This window comes from Arthrobacter sp. MYb23 (genome assembly GCF_002979775.1).
GTDB lineage: Bacteria > Actinomycetota > Actinomycetes > Actinomycetales > Micrococcaceae > Arthrobacter.
The window spans coordinates 40,541-57,142 of record NZ_PCPR01000016.1 but is presented as its reverse complement, the minus strand read 5'-3'; the positions used below and the strand labels follow the sequence as shown (position 1 = coordinate 57,142).

Annotated in this window: 14 protein-coding genes; 9 read left to right on the top strand and 5 right to left on the bottom strand. The window is 62.1% G+C overall.

Features of this window, described 5'->3' with window-relative positions:
• Nucleotides 1-87: 87 nt before the first annotated feature.
• Nucleotides 88-762, bottom strand: coding sequence for a response regulator (locus tag CQ020_RS16040; protein ID WP_105692752.1), 675 nt, complete (start codon nt 760-762; stop codon nt 88-90).
• A complete protein-coding gene (locus CQ020_RS16035) occupies nt 759-2,357 on the bottom strand; it encodes a sensor histidine kinase (RefSeq protein WP_105692751.1) in 1,599 nt (532 codons plus the stop codon). The genes CQ020_RS16040 and CQ020_RS16035 overlap by 4 nt, the downstream gene beginning before the upstream one ends.
• A 331-nt stretch (nt 2,358-2,688) precedes the next feature.
• Between CQ020_RS16035 and CQ020_RS16030 the strand changes: the two genes are divergently transcribed.
• Genes CQ020_RS16030 through CQ020_RS16015 form a run of 4 tightly spaced genes read left to right on the top strand, consistent with a single transcriptional unit; the run spans nt 2,689 to nt 6,167 of the window.
• Entirely contained in the window at nt 2,689-3,693 is a 1,005-nt protein-coding gene (locus CQ020_RS16030; protein ID WP_105692750.1) for a tripartite tricarboxylate transporter substrate binding protein, read from the top strand.
• Nucleotides 3,690-4,193: a tripartite tricarboxylate transporter TctB family protein gene (locus tag CQ020_RS16025; RefSeq protein ID WP_105692749.1), complete on the top strand. Its 504-nt coding sequence runs from the start codon at nt 3,690-3,692 to the stop codon at nt 4,191-4,193. The genes CQ020_RS16030 and CQ020_RS16025 overlap by 4 nt, the downstream gene beginning before the upstream one ends.
• Nucleotides 4,193-5,731 carry a tripartite tricarboxylate transporter permease gene (locus CQ020_RS16020; RefSeq protein ID WP_105692748.1) on the top strand — a complete coding sequence of 513 codons (1,539 nt, stop codon included), beginning with the start codon at nt 4,193-4,195 and terminating at the stop codon, nt 5,729-5,731. The genes CQ020_RS16025 and CQ020_RS16020 overlap by 1 nt, the downstream gene beginning before the upstream one ends.
• Nucleotides 5,732-5,774: 43 nt before the next feature.
• Complete coding sequence (locus CQ020_RS16015) at nt 5,775-6,167, top strand: universal stress protein (RefSeq protein WP_105692747.1); 393 nt, start codon at nt 5,775-5,777, stop codon at nt 6,165-6,167.
• 80 nt (nt 6,168-6,247) lie between these two features.
• Here the strand turns inward: CQ020_RS16015 and CQ020_RS16010 are convergent, their stop codons facing one another.
• From CQ020_RS16010 to CQ020_RS16000, 3 genes are all read right to left on the bottom strand, one after another.
• Entirely contained in the window at nt 6,248-8,836 is a 2,589-nt protein-coding gene (locus CQ020_RS16010; protein WP_374955200.1) for a GH32 C-terminal domain-containing protein, read from the bottom strand.
• Nucleotides 8,837-8,865: 29 nt separating this feature from the next.
• On the bottom strand, nt 8,866-10,071 hold the full coding sequence (locus tag CQ020_RS16005; RefSeq protein WP_105692746.1) for a NosD domain-containing protein: 1,206 nt from the start codon (nt 10,069-10,071) through the stop codon (nt 8,866-8,868).
• Between the two features lie 72 nt (nt 10,072-10,143).
• The gene (locus CQ020_RS16000) at nt 10,144-10,335 is read right to left on the bottom strand and encodes a hypothetical protein (protein ID WP_105692745.1); all 192 of its coding nucleotides are present in this window, start codon (nt 10,333-10,335) and stop codon (nt 10,144-10,146) included.
• Between the two features lie 329 nt (nt 10,336-10,664).
• On the opposite strand from CQ020_RS16000, the gene CQ020_RS15995 reads away from it, so the two are divergent.
• The 5 genes from CQ020_RS15995 (at nt 10,665) to CQ020_RS15975 (ending at nt 16,596) form a co-directional block, all read left to right on the top strand.
• Complete coding sequence (locus CQ020_RS15995) at nt 10,665-11,951, top strand: sugar ABC transporter substrate-binding protein (protein ID WP_089593654.1); 1,287 nt, start codon at nt 10,665-10,667, stop codon at nt 11,949-11,951.
• 79 nt (nt 11,952-12,030) lie between these two features.
• A complete protein-coding gene (locus CQ020_RS15990) occupies nt 12,031-12,918 on the top strand; it encodes a carbohydrate ABC transporter permease (RefSeq protein WP_105692744.1) in 888 nt (295 codons plus the stop codon).
• Nucleotides 12,919-12,983: 65 nt separating this feature from the next.
• The gene (locus CQ020_RS15985) at nt 12,984-13,847 is read left to right on the top strand and encodes a carbohydrate ABC transporter permease (RefSeq protein WP_105692805.1); all 864 of its coding nucleotides are present in this window, start codon (nt 12,984-12,986) and stop codon (nt 13,845-13,847) included.
• A gap of 97 nt (nt 13,848-13,944) precedes the next feature.
• Entirely contained in the window at nt 13,945-14,994 is a 1,050-nt protein-coding gene (locus CQ020_RS15980; protein WP_105692743.1) for a LacI family DNA-binding transcriptional regulator, read from the top strand.
• A 42-nt stretch (nt 14,995-15,036) separates the two neighbouring features.
• On the top strand, nt 15,037-16,596 hold the full coding sequence (locus CQ020_RS15975; RefSeq protein ID WP_105692742.1) for a glycoside hydrolase family 32 protein: 1,560 nt from the start codon (nt 15,037-15,039) through the stop codon (nt 16,594-16,596).
• Nucleotides 16,597-16,602: the final 6 nt, after the last annotated feature.

Here is a 16,602-nt window from a genome sequence, read left to right as displayed (position 1 = left end):
GTAGCTATCTTGTGGCATTAGGTTCTATAAAGCAACAAAATAGCTACTTTACGGAGCTTGAGACTGCATCCGCACTGATGCGCACCCTCAGGGGTACCGCGCCTTCAGCACGTAGCGCCTTTCAGGACGTCCGACGCCGTACTTGAGTCTGACTTCCAGCGCCCCCTCGTCGTGGAGGTACTCAAGGTACCGCCTGGCGCTCACCCTGGAGGTCCCCAGCTGCTCGGCAAGCTCAGCGGCTGAGAGGTCGCCCGGCGCTGATTTCAGCGCCGATTCAACCAATTCGAGGGTCTCCACGCTGCAGCCTTTGGGGAGGGTCCGCTCGGAAACGCCCAAGCCGAAAACACGGTTCACGTCAGACTGCTCTGCCTCTACCTTGGACGCGTCCAAGCCTTGGTAGGCACTGAGATAGTGTTCCAGCCGTTCCTGCAGGTCGGCTTGGGAGAACGGCTTGATCAGGTAGTGGACTATGCCACCGCGCAGGGCTTTCCGCACAGTCTCCACTTCGCGGGCGGCGCTGATCACCAGGACATCGAGGTCCGGAGTTACATCCCGGAGTTGGTGCATGAGTTCCAGCCCGTTGATGTCCGGAAGATGGATGTCCAACAGCACCAGGTCCGGTTGCAGGCGCTCGGTTTCCATCAGGGCCTGGGCCCCTGTGTGCGCCACGCCAACCACCCCGAAACCTGGCGTCCGTTGGATGAACCCGGCGTGGACCTTTGCCACCATGAAGTCGTCGTCGACGATAAGTACCTTGATCACGGCTTCCCTGCCCCTTTGCCTGAGTCTGAATCCCGCTTGCTGAACCACGCCGTGAACACTGCCCCATTGTCGTTGGACACCGAGAGGTCACCTCCGGAGCGCCGGCAGATCACCCGTGACAAGGCCAACCCAAAACCGCGCGCATCTCCCGGGCCGGGCTCTTTCGTGGAGAAGCCCTGCCGGAAAATGTCCTCTGCGGAGCCCGTGGGGACTCCGGGCCCGTTGTCCCGGACGGTGACTGTTACCTCGTCCCGTGAAACAACCACGAGCACTCGGACCGATGCCCCGGCGAGTCCGGTGACGGCGTCGAACGCGTTGTCCACCAAGTTGCCCACCACGGTGGTGAGGTCACGGGACAGTTCCTCGTTGACGCGCGGCAGCGAGGATTTCGGGTCCAGCTTCAGTTCCACGCCGCGCTCGGTGGCCAGACTGGCTTTGGCTATGAGCAGGGCTGCGAGCGCGGGATCCTGGATCCGGCCGGTGACGTCGTCGTTGAGGCGCGTGCGGTCTACGGTGGCTCCATTGACGAACTGCACCACGGAATCGTATTCGCCAATCTGGATCAGGCCGGAGATGACGTGGAGCTGGTTGGCGAACTCGTGGGCCTGGGCCCTCAGGGTATCGGTGACGGTCTTGGTGGCGCCAAGTTCACTTTCCAAGGAAGACAGCTCGGTCCTGTCCCTCAGGGTGGTGACGGAGCCGATGTCGCGTCCATGGGATCGCAAGGCAACACGGTTCATGACCACCAGCCGTTCCCCCACGAGCACCAACTGGTCAGCATCTGACTGCTCACGCGTAAGGACGATTTTGAGTGCAGGATCCACGTGGAGGGATCGCAGTTTCTTGCCCACGCAGTCCGGGGGCAGGCCAAGGAGTTGCCGGGCGCTCTGGTTGGCCACGGTGATGCGTTCGTGGGGATCCAACGCGACCACGCCTTCCTTCAGGCCCTGCAGCATCGCTTCGCGGTTCTCCACCAGACCGGTGATTTCCCTTGGCTCCATGCCGAGGGTCTGGCGTTTGACGCGGCGGGACAACAGGAGGGATCCGGCGACTCCCAGGACGCTGGCCACGCCCAGATAGGTGAGCAGGTTGGGTACTGCGTCTCCCAGCCGCTCGATGGTGGAGGGGTAGTTCCTGCTGATGGATGCCACGCCGATGACTTTTCCGGAATCGTCCAGGACCGGGACGTGGGCAGACAGTATGGCACCGCTGCTGCCCGGCAGGACCCCCGTCCAGGCGCGGCCTTCCATCACTTTGCTTTCGCCCAACGGCAGGGGCAGGCCCAACAGGCTGGGATCTGATGATGCCACTACGGTGCCGTCAAGTTTGGCCAGCGCCACATGGGAGGAACCGGACACGGTGCGCACGGATTCAGCCACGGCGGGGAGGGCTGAGCCGGCCCTCGGCTCGGCAGCGGGCAGCAATGCGCGGACTGTGGGGTTGCTTCCCAAGGCTTCAGCGGCCAGCAGCGCCCGGCGCCCTTCAGTACGTTCGAAGGTGGCAGCGGATTGCGCCAGCGAAATGGCTACGACGGCAACAAGAACGGCCAGGACGATCAGCAACTGCAGCACAAGGTACTGCCCTGCCAGGGACATACCTCTTCTTCGAGACAGTCGGTTCAGTCGGGTCACTGCCGGGTTCCTTTGGTGGTGCCGGTGATCGGTGGAGTTCAGGTGATGGGAGGCGTTCGGGGGCGGACAACAGCTTCCCCGTGGCGTATCGGAACTATACCCCAGAGGCTCAGAAGACCAGCTCAGACCCCTGAAACGCTCCAAAACCCCGTCAAAACCCGTGAACGCAATGAACTTAAAGATCACTGCGAACACAAGAGTGATCCCTGTCACGTACGCGCCTAGCATCAGATCAGCGGGGCACAACGCTGATCGCCCTGCACCGAATTTTTTCGATGATGAGAAGAGGAACACCATGCGCCAGATCCGCGCATTGCGAGTCGCCGCCGTCGCCGCCGGCATCGCCCTGATGGCCACCGGTTGCGGTGCCACAGGTAAGTCCACCAGTTCTGACAGCACCGGCGCAGCAGGACCCATCACCGGACTCCAGATCATGGTTCCGAACACTCCCGGCGGCGGTTACGACACCACTGCCCGGGCAGCCGCCAAGGTACTGGATGACGAGAAGATCTCCACCAACACCGAGGTGTTCAACCTTGCCGGCGCCGGCGGAACCGTGGGTTTGGCCCGCATCGTCAACGAAAAGGGCAACGGCGACCTCACCATGCTCATGGGCCTGGGTGTTGTTGGAGCGAGCTACACCAACAAGTCCGAGTCGAAGCTGACGGAGACCACGCCTCTGGCGAAGCTGATCGAGGAACCTGGCGCCATCATGGTCAGCAAGGACTCCCCGTACAAGACCATTGATGACCTGGTGAAGGCGTGGAAGGCCAACCCCGGCTCCATCGCAGTAGGCGGCGGTTCGTCGCCCGGCGGCCCGGACCACCTCCTGCCGATGCAGTTGGCCGGCGCTGTTGGCATCGACGCCACCAAGGTCAACTTTGTTTCTTACGACGGCGGTGGCGACCTTCTGCCCGCCATCCTCGGTAACAAGCTGGGCTTCGCAGCTTCCGGCGCCGGTGAGTACTTGCAGCAGATCAAGTCCGGTGAGATCCGGGTCCTGGCCACCAGTGGCGAGAACCGGCTGGAAGGCGTGGACGCACCCACGCTGAAAGAGTCCAACATTGACCTCGTCTTCACCAACTGGCGCGGTGTTGTGGCCCCTCCGGGCATCAGCGAGGACGACAAGAAGTCCCTGATCGCCGCCCTTGAAAAGATGCACGCCTCCGCTGGTTGGAAGGAAGCGCTCAAGACCCACAGCTGGTCCGACGCCTTTGTTACCGGTGACGAGTTCAAGACCTTCCTGACTGACCAGGACAAGCGCGTGGCGGATGTCCTCACCAAGCTCGGGTTGGCGTGAGCTCCCTAGCCACAGGCCTCAAAGGCCGCGCCGAGCTGGGGGTAGCCCTCCTGCTCGGCGCGGTTGGCGTCCTGGTCTTCCTGGACGCGAACGGCCTGGTGACCCCATACTCCCAGTCGGACCCGGTGGGTCCGAAGACTGTTCCGTTCATTGTTTCCGGGCTGCTGATCATCTGCGCCATCCTCCTTGCCATCAACGTCCTCCGCGGCGGCAAGGGTGAAGCCGAAGGCGGCGAAGACGTCGACCTGGCTCACCCTGCGGACTGGAAAACCATCCTCCCGCTGGCCGGAGCTTTCATTCTGAACATCCTGCTCATCGACTGGGCAGGCTGGGTCATTTCCGGAACTGTCCTCTTCTGGGGCAGCGTGCTGGCGCTGGGCAGCCGCCACTACATTCGTGACGGCCTCATTTCCGTCGCCCTGGCCCTGCTGACCTTCTACGGCTTCTACCTCGGCCTGGGCATTGCACTGCCTGCCGGGCTCCTGGAAGGAATCCTCTAATGGACGTCTGGTCCTCCCTGATGGACGGTTTCGCCACCGCCCTGACCCCCATGAACCTCTTGTTCGCCGTGATCGGCGTCCTCCTGGGCACCGCCGTCGGCGTCCTTCCCGGACTTGGCCCGGCCATGACTGTGGCTTTGCTGCTTCCGGTGACTGCCGCGTTGGAGCCCACCAGTGCCTTCATCATGTTCGCCGGCATCTACTACGGCGGCATGTTCGGCGGTTCCACTACTTCCATCCTCCTCAATACACCAGGAGAGTCGTCGTCGGTGGTGACAGCCATCGAAGGCAACAAGATGGCCAAAGCCGGCAGGGCCGCGCAGGCTCTTGCCACCGCGGCCATCGGATCCTTCATTGCAGGCACCATCGGCACAGCACTGTTGGCCGTATTCGCACCCATCGTGGTCCAGTTCGCCGTGAGTCTTGGTGCTCCCAGTTACTTCGCCATCATGATTCTGGCCCTCCTTGCCGTGACTGCCGTCCTCGGTTCGTCCAGGCTCCGAGGTTTCGCTTCGCTGGCCTTGGGCCTGGCCATCGGACTGGTGGGCATCGATTCGGTGACCGGTCAACGGCGCCTGACCTTCGGCCAACCCTTGCTGGTGGACGGCCTGGACATTGTGGTGGTGGCCGTCGCGATCTTCGCCGTGGGTGAAGCCCTTTGGGTTGCCGCCCACCTGCGCCGCACACCGCTCCACGTCATTCCAGTGGGCCGTCCGTGGATGGGCAAGAAGGACTGGGCCCGCTCCTGGAAGCCCTGGCTCCGCGGTACCGCTTTTGGCTTCCCGTTCGGCGCTTTGCCCGCCGGTGGCGCGGAAATCCCCACTTTCCTCTCCTATGTCACGGAGAAACGGCTCAGCAAGCACCCGGAGGAGTTCGGCAAGGGCGCCATCGAAGGCGTCGCCGGACCTGAAGCAGCCAATAATGCGGCCGCTGCCGGAACGCTGACTCCCATGCTCGCCCTCGGCCTGCCCACCAACGCAACCGCCGCCGTCATGCTCGCAGCCTTCACGTCCTACGGCATCCAGCCTGGCCCTCAACTGTTCTCCAGCCAAGGTCCGCTGGTGTGGGCACTGATCGCCAGCCTCTTCATCGGCAACTTCCTGCTCCTGCTCATCAACCTGCCCCTGGCGCCGGTGTGGGCGAAGCTGCTGCAACTCCCGCGCCCGTACCTCTACGCAGGCATCCTGTTCTTCGCCACCCTGGGCGCCTACTCGGTCAACCTGCAGGCATTCGACCTGGTGATCCTGCTGGTGCTCGGGGCTCTGGGCTTCATGATGCGGCGCTTCGGGCTCCCGGTCCTGCCGCTGATCCTCGGCGTCATCCTGGGCCCGCGCATCGAAGGCCAGCTTCGTAAAACGTTGCAGCTGAGCGCCGGCGACCCCGCAGGTCTCTTCAGCGAACCCATAGCGATTGTGGTCTACATCATCGTGGGCATCATCCTGGCCTGGCCGTTCATCTACAAGCTCATCCGCCGCAATCGTCCTGCGAAGAAACCCCTGCTCCCCGCCAACTCGGGCGCTGCAGACTACAGCGACTGAACCATCCACTTCAGGCATTTTTCAGCAGATACAAGGAGAAACCATGACCATCGTGGTGGGATACGTCCCCACACCGGAAGGCGAAGCGGCATTGACGCAAGCCATCGCCGAGGCCAAGAAAAGCAACGAAACACTCCTGGTCATCAACTCCTCCAAGGGCGACGCCCTGGTGGACAACCGGTACGCCCAGGAGCCGGACATTCAGAGCATCGAGGAGCGGCTGGCGGACCAGGGCATCCAGCACATCATCAAGCAACCGGTCCGTGGCCACGATGCTGCCGCCGAGGTCCTGGACGCCGCGGACGAGAATGATGCCAGCCTGATTGTGATTGGCCTTCGCCGCCGCAGCCCGGTAGGCAAGCTCATTATGGGCAGCGTTTCCCAACGGGTCCTGCTGGAGGCAGACTGCCCGGTTTTGGCGGTCAAAGCGGAGTAGGAGTCCGGTCAAAAGACAGGGAAGCACGACGGCGGCTGGTCACCCGGGTGACCAGCCGCCGTCGTGCTTTCAATCAGGTATTACCACATGGCCCTGGTGAGGGGCGTGATGGTCAGGCTTTCCAGCCGGGCCGTCCCTCCCTCAGAGAACAGGGACAGCGAGTTGGCGCCTGCGGCGGGAAAGACCTGGTCCGTCAGGGTCGCAAGGCCGTCCTGCGCAAATACCTCCACGGATGCCCGGTCCACATAGAGCCGCAAGCGGAGCTTGCCATTGATGAGCTGGACAGGGACATCGTCTATTGACGCGAAGGACGGATGGAAGTCCTCGTTTCCGGAGTTGGTCCTGTCAATGAACGCCCGTCCCGAGGCCGTGGTGTAGCCCACCTTGGTTGCCTCCGGGCCGTTGCCCAGCACCTTGAGTCCGAAAGCGGAGGCCGTTCCCGGCGAGAACTCCGCATCGATCTGCACCACGTCCCCCGTGATGGGAAGATTGCTGGTCCCTGGAGCGATGTCCTGCGCCGGCGCGGTGTAGGCGGCAGCCGTGTTTTTCAGTCCGTCCACTTGCGATACCACTTTTTGGGTAAGCCGGGGACCTTGGCCGGTCTGAGTGAGCTGGATTTCCCGCGGCAGGGCCATGGAGCCCCGCCAGGTGGTTGTTGGCGTGGACTGGCCGTAATCCCAGTTATTCATCCAGCCCAGCATGATCCGTTTTCCGTCAGGGGCGTTGCTGAAGGAAACCGCAGCGTAGTAGTCCCTGCCCCAGTCCAACCAGTCGTGCTGCTCCAGCCGGGTGATATCCGAGGCCACAAATTCGTCGGCGAGGATGTGACCCCATCCGCCACGGTTGTTGTCCACAATCCGAAGGGTGGCCTGGCTGCCTTTGAGGCCGCTCACGTCCCACGCTTTCCAGTCCAAATGTTCGGAATTCGAGCCCGTGGTGCTGCGGACAGCCTGGCCGTTGACCATGAGGTTGACCGTGGTTTCACTGCTTCGCGGTTGTGCCGGCTGTGAGCCGAGGACCATGTTGTCCACCGTCAGGTGGCCCCACTGTCCCGTGGCATTGTCCACGATCCGTAGTCGGGCTATTTGGCCGTAGTACTGGGAGACATCCCAGTTTTTCCAGTTCAAGTCTCCCGAATTGCTGCCGGTGGTGCTGCGGACCGGAACTCCACCCACCAGCAGTTCCACCTGGAGGCTGCCGTCTGTCCGGTTGCCTCCGCCCAGCAGAAAACCGATGTTGGTGTTGGTGAGGTAGAACTCTGGTGAGGTGATGGTGCCGACGTTGTTATCGGCGTTGGGGCCGCCCTCGAAGGTGTTGATGCGCTTTCCGATTGCGTATTCACCGCCCGCGGTGGAGGGGTTCCTGGTGGCCTCGAAATCGCCGGTCAGTTGCCATCCTGCTGCGCTGAGGGTTCCGGGGTAGTCGAAGCCATCGAACAGGAGGTATCCAGGCGGCGGTGTGTTCCCGGGCTGTTCACCAGCTTGCCGGGGGTGGTTCCCGCCACCGACCAGGAAATTGATGTAGTCCTTGGTGACGGTGAAAGGCGCAGATTCCAAGGTGCCGGTGGGTGCATCCCCACCAGTGAACCCGTTCACCAGCCCGGCGCCGATGGACCCCGTGACAGTTTGCTGCCCTGGGAGCGTTCCGGAAGCGGGGCTGCTTCCCCAAGGTCCTCCGGGGTTGGCCGGGTCATTGCCCACGGTCCACCCGCTGTAGCTGCCGCCATTGAAACCGGCGAGAAGAGTTCCCGGTGGTGCAACGCCCAGGGGATCCGTGCTTTCGGACGTGAAGCGGGTCCCGTCAAAACTTCCGACGAAGTACTGACCCCCGCTGCCTCCTGCCACCGCTCCTGGGTTGATGTTGACTGCCAGCACCCATTTGGTGTTGTTGGGATTGCCATCCACGGCCAGGGGGAACAGGTCCGGGCATTCCCACTGCCCACCTGTGGCATTGGCTGGTTTGAAGTCATCCAGGTAGGTCCAGCTTTTCAGGTCGGTGCTCTTGTAGAAAAGGACCCGGTGCTCGTTGGCTTCCACGGCCGACATCACCCAGTACGAGCCCGCTGCCCCTTGGTACCAGAAGACTTTGGGATCGCGGAAATCCGTGGTGTTCCTGCTCAGCACGGGATTTCCGGAGTACTTGGTCCAGGTTTGGCCGCTGTCTGTGCTGTAGGCCAGGGACTGCGCCTGTTTCCCGGGGTACAGGGGATGGTTGCCGGTGTAATTGCTGGTGTAGACGGCAACCAGTGGCGGGTTCTGGGCTGTTCCGAATCCGCTGGTGTTCTGCGAATCCACCACAATGGAACCGGAGAAAATGTCTTCTGTTGCCTGCCCGCTGCCATTGAACGTCTGGGCAATGGCGAGTGGTTGTTCGGTCCAGTGGAGCAGATCCGCCGAGGTGGCGTGGCCCCAGCTCATGTTTCCCCACGTAGTCCCGTTGGGGTTGTACTGGTAGTACATGTGGTAGGTGCCGTTGTGGTAGACCAATCCGTTGGGATCGTTCATCCAATTCTTCAAAGGCGTGTAGTGCAGGTAGGGCCGGTACTGCTGGGTGGCGGGGTCGGGATCGGCGGCCTGCGCCGGCGCCGCAGTCAATCCTGCGGCCAGTGAAAGAACGACGGCGGCGATCACTCTGGCGATTGCCGGCGCTTTAGTACGTCTGGTCATCATTGACAGACCTTTTCTTCCTCTGCGCTGGATCAGGGAGTAGCCCGGAATGAGTATGAGCTCGTGAAGTGCACAAATTCGCCGGCTCCGCCGCTGTCCATCACTTTGGTCCCGGTAGTGGAACCGTCCAGCACCACGGTGTTCGCGGCCACCGAAGAGACGGTGTTGTTCGCGGCGATGTAGTTGTTGGCACCGGATGCCACCAGGATGATGGTGGGCTTCTGGCCTGAGGGTCTCACCGAACCCGAGGGCACGTCGTAGCTGAAGTGGTTGCCGGTGACCGTGTTCCCGCTGCCTGCCAGATGCACCAGGCCGAACAGGTCATCCAGGCCATTGTTGTACGGCTTCAGGGGGTCGAACGGTTCCATCTGCCGCAGGAAGTGGTTTGAACCCACCAGGTTCTCCGTGCAATTGCCCTCGAAATTCACCATGCCTGGGTAGAAAGCATGGAAGCGGTTACTGGTGACGGTGGAGCGGGTGGTGTTCTTGAAGTGGACACTGCTCTTGCCCCGCGGGAAGACGTTGTTGGCACTGACCAGCAAGCCCATATGTCCTTCTGCATAGATGGAGAAACCCACGTAGCCTGCCCCGATCAGGTTGTCCGTGACTTTGGAGGCTTGCCCGGAGCCTGTGAGTTCCACGCAGGAACCGCACTCTGCCAGGAAGTTGCCGCTGACGCTGAGAGCGTCGGTATCCCGGACCACCAGGCCGTGTTCCAGGTACACCATGCCCATGCCTTCCACACGGCAGGAGTCGTTGGCCGAGTCGAACCGAATGCCGGTTTTGCCGTTGATGTAGGAGTTCTGGTTGGAGTTGAAAGAGACGCCGTCCAAGCAGAAGTTCTGGAACACGATCGAGCTAAGCCGCGGGTCGCCGGTCCGGTAGACCCTGAAAGCGTCTGTATTTCCGTCCGTGTTTTCCACGCGGATCCGGCTGCCCCCGGGGTTGATTTCATGCCAGGCGGAGGTGTTGCCGGCGTTGTAACGGATGCTGCTGGAGGTGAATCCGTGCCCGGATCCACGGATGGTCAAGAAGCTGATGTCCACGTTGACGCGGGTTTTGAGCGAGTAGTCTCCGGGTGGGATGTAGATGACGGCGCCGGGTTTGGATGCTTGATTGCTTTGTTGGGCTTTCACATCGGCGATGATGCTGTTGATGATCACCCCAATATCGTTGTAGGGCGTTGCGGACGGATTCCCGGGGACAGACCAGGTGGTGACGTCGTAGACAGTGGTCACAGCGTTTTCTCCTCACATCGTTGGGGGTACTGCTCGAGTGGCCTTGCGGTGGTGCTGGTGGTGCCGTGGCTTCTAGAGCACACCGATGATGCCCCGGTGCCCTGGCGCTGCCTGGGCACCTCCCGTAGCGGGCAGCTGCTGCGCCGGGCTTTTCGCCATGGCTTCCTTCGCTGACAGCACGACGGCGGTGCCGGCAACTGCCGCTGCTGGAATCAGCCGAAGGATGCTCCTTCGGCTGAGGTAGGGGAATGGTGTTGGATCCATGGTTCTCCTTTGAACTCGATGGTGACTTGGCGGACGGGCAGCCCGGCGGTCCGGCGGCCCGGAAACGGATCAGGGCTGGGAGGTGTGCCAAAAAATGCCAAATCAGCCAAAATGTGCCAAAACGATTTGTCGGCTGGCGCGGCTCACTTTATGATCAAGTCGTCACTGGCGTCAAGGGGTCCGAAATCTTTCGCGGAAGCCATTGACAGATCTCGTTCCACAGCCCTAATGTCAATGCCAAGTCGTTTTGGCAAAACGATTTTTCAAGCCAACAGCACTCCCCTTCATCTCTCTGCAATTTCCGTTCAAGAGAAAGTGAGTCGACAGCGATGTCCACTCGAAACACCATCTCCAAGCTCGTCACCCTCGGCGGGCTGTGCACCGCCGTCGCACTCGCTGCCACCGGCTGTGGCGCAGGCGGCCCGGCACCATCCTCCGGCGGTTCCGCCGGCTCCAGCTCCATCAACGTCCTGGTCGAAGCCGGTGGTCACGCCGAACTCACAGGCGTGGCCGAGCAGTGCAAGAAGGACACTGGAGTCGAAGCGAACTTTGTGGAGCTCCCCTACGACGGCATGTTCAACCGCCTGTCCAGCGAGTTCTCATCGGGCAACGTGTCCTTCGACGTCGCGGCCTTGGACTCGGTCTGGCTGCCGAGCTTCAAGGACGCCGTCCAACCCATCGATGAGCTGTTCACAGACGACGTCAAGAAGGACATCTTCCCCGCGCTCGTCAAGGAAGCAAACGTGGATGGCCACTTCATCGGCCTGCCGGCGTGGACCAACGCCGAGATCATCCTGTACCGCAAAGACCTCTTCGAAGACGCCAAGAACAAGGCCGATTTCCAGGCAAAGTACGGCTACGAACTCGCCGCGCCCACCACGTGGAAGCAGTACCAGGACATTTCCGAGTTCTTCACCAAGGACGGCATGTACGGCACGGACGTGAAGGGCGCCGTGGAAACAGAATGGCTGGCCCACGTGCTCCAGGCCGGCTCCCCCATGGTGCTGGACCAGGACAACAACGTGGTCATCGACAACGCGGCCCACAAGGAAGCCCTCGACTTCTATGTGAGCCTGGCCAAGTCTGCCCCCACCGGCGCCGCACAGGTTGACTGGGCCGCGGCACAGAACCTGTTCAACCAGGGCAAGACAGCCATGACCCGCTTCTGGGCCCATGCCTACCGCCAGATCCCCGCTGATGCTCCCGTGGCAGGAAAAGTAGGTGCCGCAGCGATGATCGGCGGCAGCGCCGGCGTCGCAGGCGTTCCGGGACCCTGGTACCTGTCCGTTCCCAAGGCAACCAAGAACACGGAAGCCGCCAAGAAGTTCGTCAAATGTGCTTATGACTACAACAGCATGGGCATCGACTCCAAGCTCGGCCTGGCTTCGCGCATCAGCGCGTTTGAGAAATACCAGGACCAGCCTGGCTACGAAAGCTTCAAGCCGCTGATTGAAACCCTCAACGCTCCGGCAACGGCCACCCGGCCGGCAACCGCCAAGTGGCAGCAGATCGTTGACACCGTCCTGATCCCGTTGCTGCAGAAGGCTGTGGCCGGGGGAGACACCTCGGCGCTCCTGGCCGATGCCAAGAAGCAGGTCCAGGACCTCCTGAAGTAAAACTCCGCGGCCGGCACCGGCCCGCGCACAGCGCGAAAGACAGTGCCGGCCGCGGTCCCAACCAGCAGAAAAGAAAACCGTGCGTATCTCCGATCGCCGCTTCGCCCTCTATCTGATGACGCCCGCGGCACTGTTCCTGGCCGTATTCGTGGCCTATCCCCTCTTCCGCCTGGTGGCTGACAGCTTCTTCAAGATCTCCCCCATCGCCGGCGGCCCCCGTGACTTTGTGGGTTTCCAAAACTACGTCACCGCGTTCACTTCCGAAGCCTTCACCAGCGCCGGATGGCGGACCCTTGCCTACACCCTGGTGGTGGTGACACTCGAGTTCGCACTCGGCTTGGGCATGGCACTTCTGTTCACCACGCTGGGGAAGAAATCCCAGATCTGGCGGACAGTCTTCCTCTACCCCCTGATGATTGCGCCGATCGTGGCGGGCCTGCTGTGGAAGTTCCTGATGATCGATAACTTCGGCCTCATCGGCACGCTCCTCCACCAAGCCGGCATCCTGTCCGATCCCAACCAGATCGGCTGGCTGTCCGACCCCAACATCGTGTTGTTCTCAGTGGCCATCCCTGACATCTGGCTCACCACCTCCTTCATGTGCCTGGTGCTCTTTGCGGGCCTCCAGAACATCCCGGGCGATCTGATCGAGGCTGCCCGCCTTGATGGAGCACGGGCTCCGGCACTCCTCTTCCGGATCATCCTTCCGCTGTTGCGTCCAGTTATCGCCGTTGCGCTGGTGGTTCGCGGCATTGACGCAGCAAGGGCCTTCGACACCATCCTCATCCAGACCAACGGCGGACCGCAGTCGGCCTCGGAAACCATGAGCCTGCTGATCTACCGCACCATGATCCGCTTCGGCGATCCTGGCCTCGCCAGTGCCATGGGCACCATCTACCTCCTCGCAATGCTTGCCATTGCCTTCGTTGCAGTGGCCACCATCTGGCGGCCTGGAAAGGACAACTGATGAGCAACGCGAGCCTAGCCACCAAAGCCAGCCCGCCGGCGTCGGACATTTCCGAACCTCAGCCGATGCGCAAACGGCGGGGGGTCAACCGCGAAGGCCTCGAAGCCGGCAAACGGAGCACCCGCACCATCCTCTGGATCCTGCTGGCGGTGGCCATGGTGCTGTACGGCTTCCCCTTCCTGTACTTGCTGTTCACGTCGTTCAAGACGCCGATCGACACCATCGCGGTTCCGCCCACCATCCTGCCCCGGGAGTGGACGCTGGAGAACTACACCAACGCCCTGGGCCGCAGCGGGGTCTTGGCGTCGTTCATCAACAGCATCCAAACGGCTGTCATCAGCACTGTGTTGTCACTGGTCCTGGCCGTTCCGGCCGCTTACGGCATCACGCGCTACAAGACACCCAGCGGCCAGGTCTTCATCATGGCAGCCTTGGTCACCCGCATGGTCCCGCCGGTGGCAATCGGCATTCCGCTGGCATCCATGATGTCCTCGGTGGGCTTGGCGGATACCCCCATAGCCCTTTCCATTGCACACACCACCATCTCGCTGCCGCTGTCCATCTGGCTGATGTCCAGCTTCTTCGAGTCGGTCCCCCGGGACCTGGAAGAAGCCGCAACGGTGGATGGGTGCAGCCGGCTTGGAGCCCTGTGGCGGGTGGTGATCCCTGTAGTGTCCGGCGGTATCGCGGTCACGGCGATCTTCGCGTTCCTGGCTTCCTGGAACGAGTTCCTGTTCGCCCTCCTGATGACAGCCATCCGGTCCCAGACCACGCCCGTGGTGATTGCGAACTTCCAAACGCAGTTCGGCCTGGACTGGGGGTCCATGACGGCCCTCGCCGCCGTCTACTCGATCCCGGTCATCCTGCTGACGCTGCTGCTGCAGCGCAAAATCGTGGCGGGCATGACACTGGGCGCCGTGAAGGGCTGATCATCAAGTCCAGTACTCAAGGGCCAGTGCCACCATCAACGAGTAGCCTACTGATAGCCCCCAAGGGCATCACCAACCATAAGGACGTGGGAGTCGGATGAGCAACAAGAACATCGGTATCAAGGACGTAGCCGTCGCCGCCGGCGTGTCCGTCACCACGGTGTCCCATGTCCTCAACGAGGTGTCCTACGCCCGGATCAGCAGCGAAACCAGGGACAAAGTCAAGACCGCGGCCGAGGAACTCGGCTATGGCCCCAACCGCTTGGCCCAGGCCCTTCGCACGCAAAGGACCGGCATGCTGGGGTTGGTGAGCGAGGAAATCGCCACCACTCCCCACGCCGGCCGGATCATCCTGGGCGCTGATGAGGCCGCCAAGGCCCGGGGCTACAACCTCATGATCATCAACACACCGGGCTCGGCCAGCCTCGAATCGAGGCAAGCCGACGTCCAGGCCCTCCTGGAACGTCGCGTGGACGGAATTCTTTATGCCACCATGTACCACCGTAATGTGGAACTCCCGGAGAACCTGGGCAGCGTCCCGTCCGTGCTGGTGGACTCCGTCGCTATCGGCGGCAACATCACGGCTGTGGTCCCGGACGAGGACGGAGGCGCCCGCGCTGCTGTTGGGGCACTCCTCGACGCCGGCCACACCCGGATAGCTTTCCTCAACAACACCGACGACGTCCCCGCAACCCGCCAGCGGCTTCAGGCCTTCCGGGCCATGCTCACCGAAGCAGGGCTCGACGGCGATGCTGCACCTGTTGAGTCCGAGATCTCGGAGGTGCAAGGCGGCTATGAGGCGGCCAAGCGGATCCTGTCGCGGGATGACCGCGCCCATATGCCTACGGCCTTGTTCTGCTACAACGACCGCATGGCAATGGGCGCCTACCGGGCCGCTGCCGAGTTGGGCCTCAGCATCCCGGCGGACCTTTCAGTTGTTGGTTTTGATGACCAGGAACTCATCGCAGCCAACCTCTACCCCGGGCTAACCACCGTGGCCCTCCCCCACTACGAAATGGGTGCCTGGGCCACTGAACACCTCATCGACGCTATCGAGGGCAAGGACGATCTGTCCTTGATGGCGCTCCATCCAACCATCCTGGGTTGCCCGTTGGTCAGCCGCGAATCCGTCGCAGCTCCCCGGTAGCCCCAACAAAGCCACTTCAACGTCCCAAAAGGAACGCACCACATGTCCAGTAGCCTTGATGCCGCACGCCCGGAAACAGCCCCGGCCGTAACTCCCCGATTCCGGCCTGCCATCCATTTCACGGCAAGGGACACCTGGCTGAACGATCCCAACGGCCTGGTTTTCCACGACGGTTTGTATCACCTCTTCTTCCAGAACAACCCTTACGGCAACGTCTGGGGGAACATGTCCTGGGGCCACGCCACCTCCACGGATCTCCTGCAGTGGACGGAGCATCCTGTCGCTATTGCCGGCGATGAGAAAGAGGACATCTTCTCCGGAAGCGTGGTGGTGGACCACGGCAATACCTCCGGTTTTGGCACCGTGGAGTCACCGGCTTTAGTGGCTGTGTACACCAGCGCCTTCAAGGCTGGAACCCTTCACAGCGGCACGCAGGCCCAGTCCCTGGCGTACAGCACCGATGGCGGGATGACATGGCGCAAATACGATCAAAACCCTGTGGTGACCAGGAACTCCGAGCACTTCCGCGATCCCAAAGTGTTCCGTTACCAAGGCGGGGAAGGTTCGTTTTGGGTGATGGTCGCCGTCGAAGCGCAACAGCAGAAGGTGGTGTTCTACCGCTCCGAGGACCTCAAGACCTGGGACTTCCTGAGCCACTTTGGTCCGGCCAACGCCGATACCGGTGAGTGGGAATGCCCCGACCTCTTTCCCTTGGCGGTGGACGGCGATCCGCAGAACATCAGATGGGTATTGATCGTCAACATCAACCCCGGCGCGGTGGCGGGAGGTTCGGGCGGCCAGTATTTCGTAGGGCACTTCGACGGCGTCCATTTCCTCCCGGATGCCGGTTCTGTGGTGGCTCCTGCCGGTATCTCGTCTATCGAAGACGCGGATGAGGCAGCTGCGGCCCTCCAGCGCTGCCTGTGGCTGGACTGGGGACGCGACTGCTACGCCTCCGTGTCCTTCAGCAACACCCCGGATGGCCGGCGGATCATCATGGGTTGGATGAACAACTGGGACTACGCCAACCAGTTACCCACGGCACCATGGCGGTCCTCCATGACACTTGCCCGAGAGGTCGTGCTGAGTTCCTTGAACGGCGCCGCACGGCTGGTCCAGCGTCCCATCCTCGGAGGTCTGAAACAAGAGCTGGCCAAGACCGGCAGCTTCACGCTGGGCCCCACGGCCTTCCGGTTGCCGGATGCAGGGCCGGGTACCGCTCAAGTGATCGAGGCTGAAATCGTGCCGGGAACCGCTGAGCGCGTTGATCTGCGGCTTCTCGCGAGCGCCGACGGGAGCCAGGGCACTGTCCTGAGCTACACCACAAGCAACGGCCGCATCACCCTTGACCGCACCCGGTCAGGAGACACCACGTTCCACGAAAAGTTCGCGTCGGCCGAATCAGCCCCCGCCGCCTTGGAGGACGGCATCCTCAAGCTGCTCATCGTGGTGGACCAGAGCTCAGTGGAAGTCTTTGCCCAGGACGGCAAGGTGGCCCTGACCGACCTCGTTTTCCCGGACGCCGGGAGCCAGGAGAACTGGTTGACCGCCGAGGGCGGCACAGCAACGGTTCTGAAGCTCACGGTCTCGTCACACGTTTAAGGAGAA

Bases quoted from the DNA above. Each gene is read 5' to 3' on its own strand.
- CQ020_RS16035 (WP_105692751.1), bottom strand. From the start codon at position 2,357: ATGTCCCTGGCAGGGCAGTACCTTGTGCTGCAGTTGCTGATCGTCCTG.
- CQ020_RS16030 (WP_105692750.1), top strand. From the start codon at position 2,689: ATGCGCCAGATCCGCGCATTGCGAGTCGCCGCCGTCGCCGCCGGCATC.
- CQ020_RS16020 (WP_105692748.1), top strand. From the start codon at position 4,193: ATGGACGTCTGGTCCTCCCTGATGGACGGTTTCGCCACCGCCCTGACC.
- CQ020_RS16015 (WP_105692747.1), top strand. From the start codon at position 5,775: ATGACCATCGTGGTGGGATACGTCCCCACACCGGAAGGCGAAGCGGCA.
- CQ020_RS16010 (WP_374955200.1), bottom strand. From the start codon at position 8,836: ATGATGACCAGACGTACTAAAGCGCCGGCAATCGCCAGAGTGATCGCC.
- CQ020_RS16000 (WP_105692745.1), bottom strand. From the start codon at position 10,335: ATGGATCCAACACCATTCCCCTACCTCAGCCGAAGGAGCATCCTTCGG.
- CQ020_RS15995 (WP_089593654.1), top strand. From the start codon at position 10,665: ATGTCCACTCGAAACACCATCTCCAAGCTCGTCACCCTCGGCGGGCTG.
- CQ020_RS15985 (WP_105692805.1), top strand. From the start codon at position 12,984: ATGCGCAAACGGCGGGGGGTCAACCGCGAAGGCCTCGAAGCCGGCAAA.
- CQ020_RS15980 (WP_105692743.1), top strand. From the start codon at position 13,945: ATGAGCAACAAGAACATCGGTATCAAGGACGTAGCCGTCGCCGCCGGC.
- CQ020_RS15975 (WP_105692742.1), top strand. From the start codon at position 15,037: ATGTCCAGTAGCCTTGATGCCGCACGCCCGGAAACAGCCCCGGCCGTA.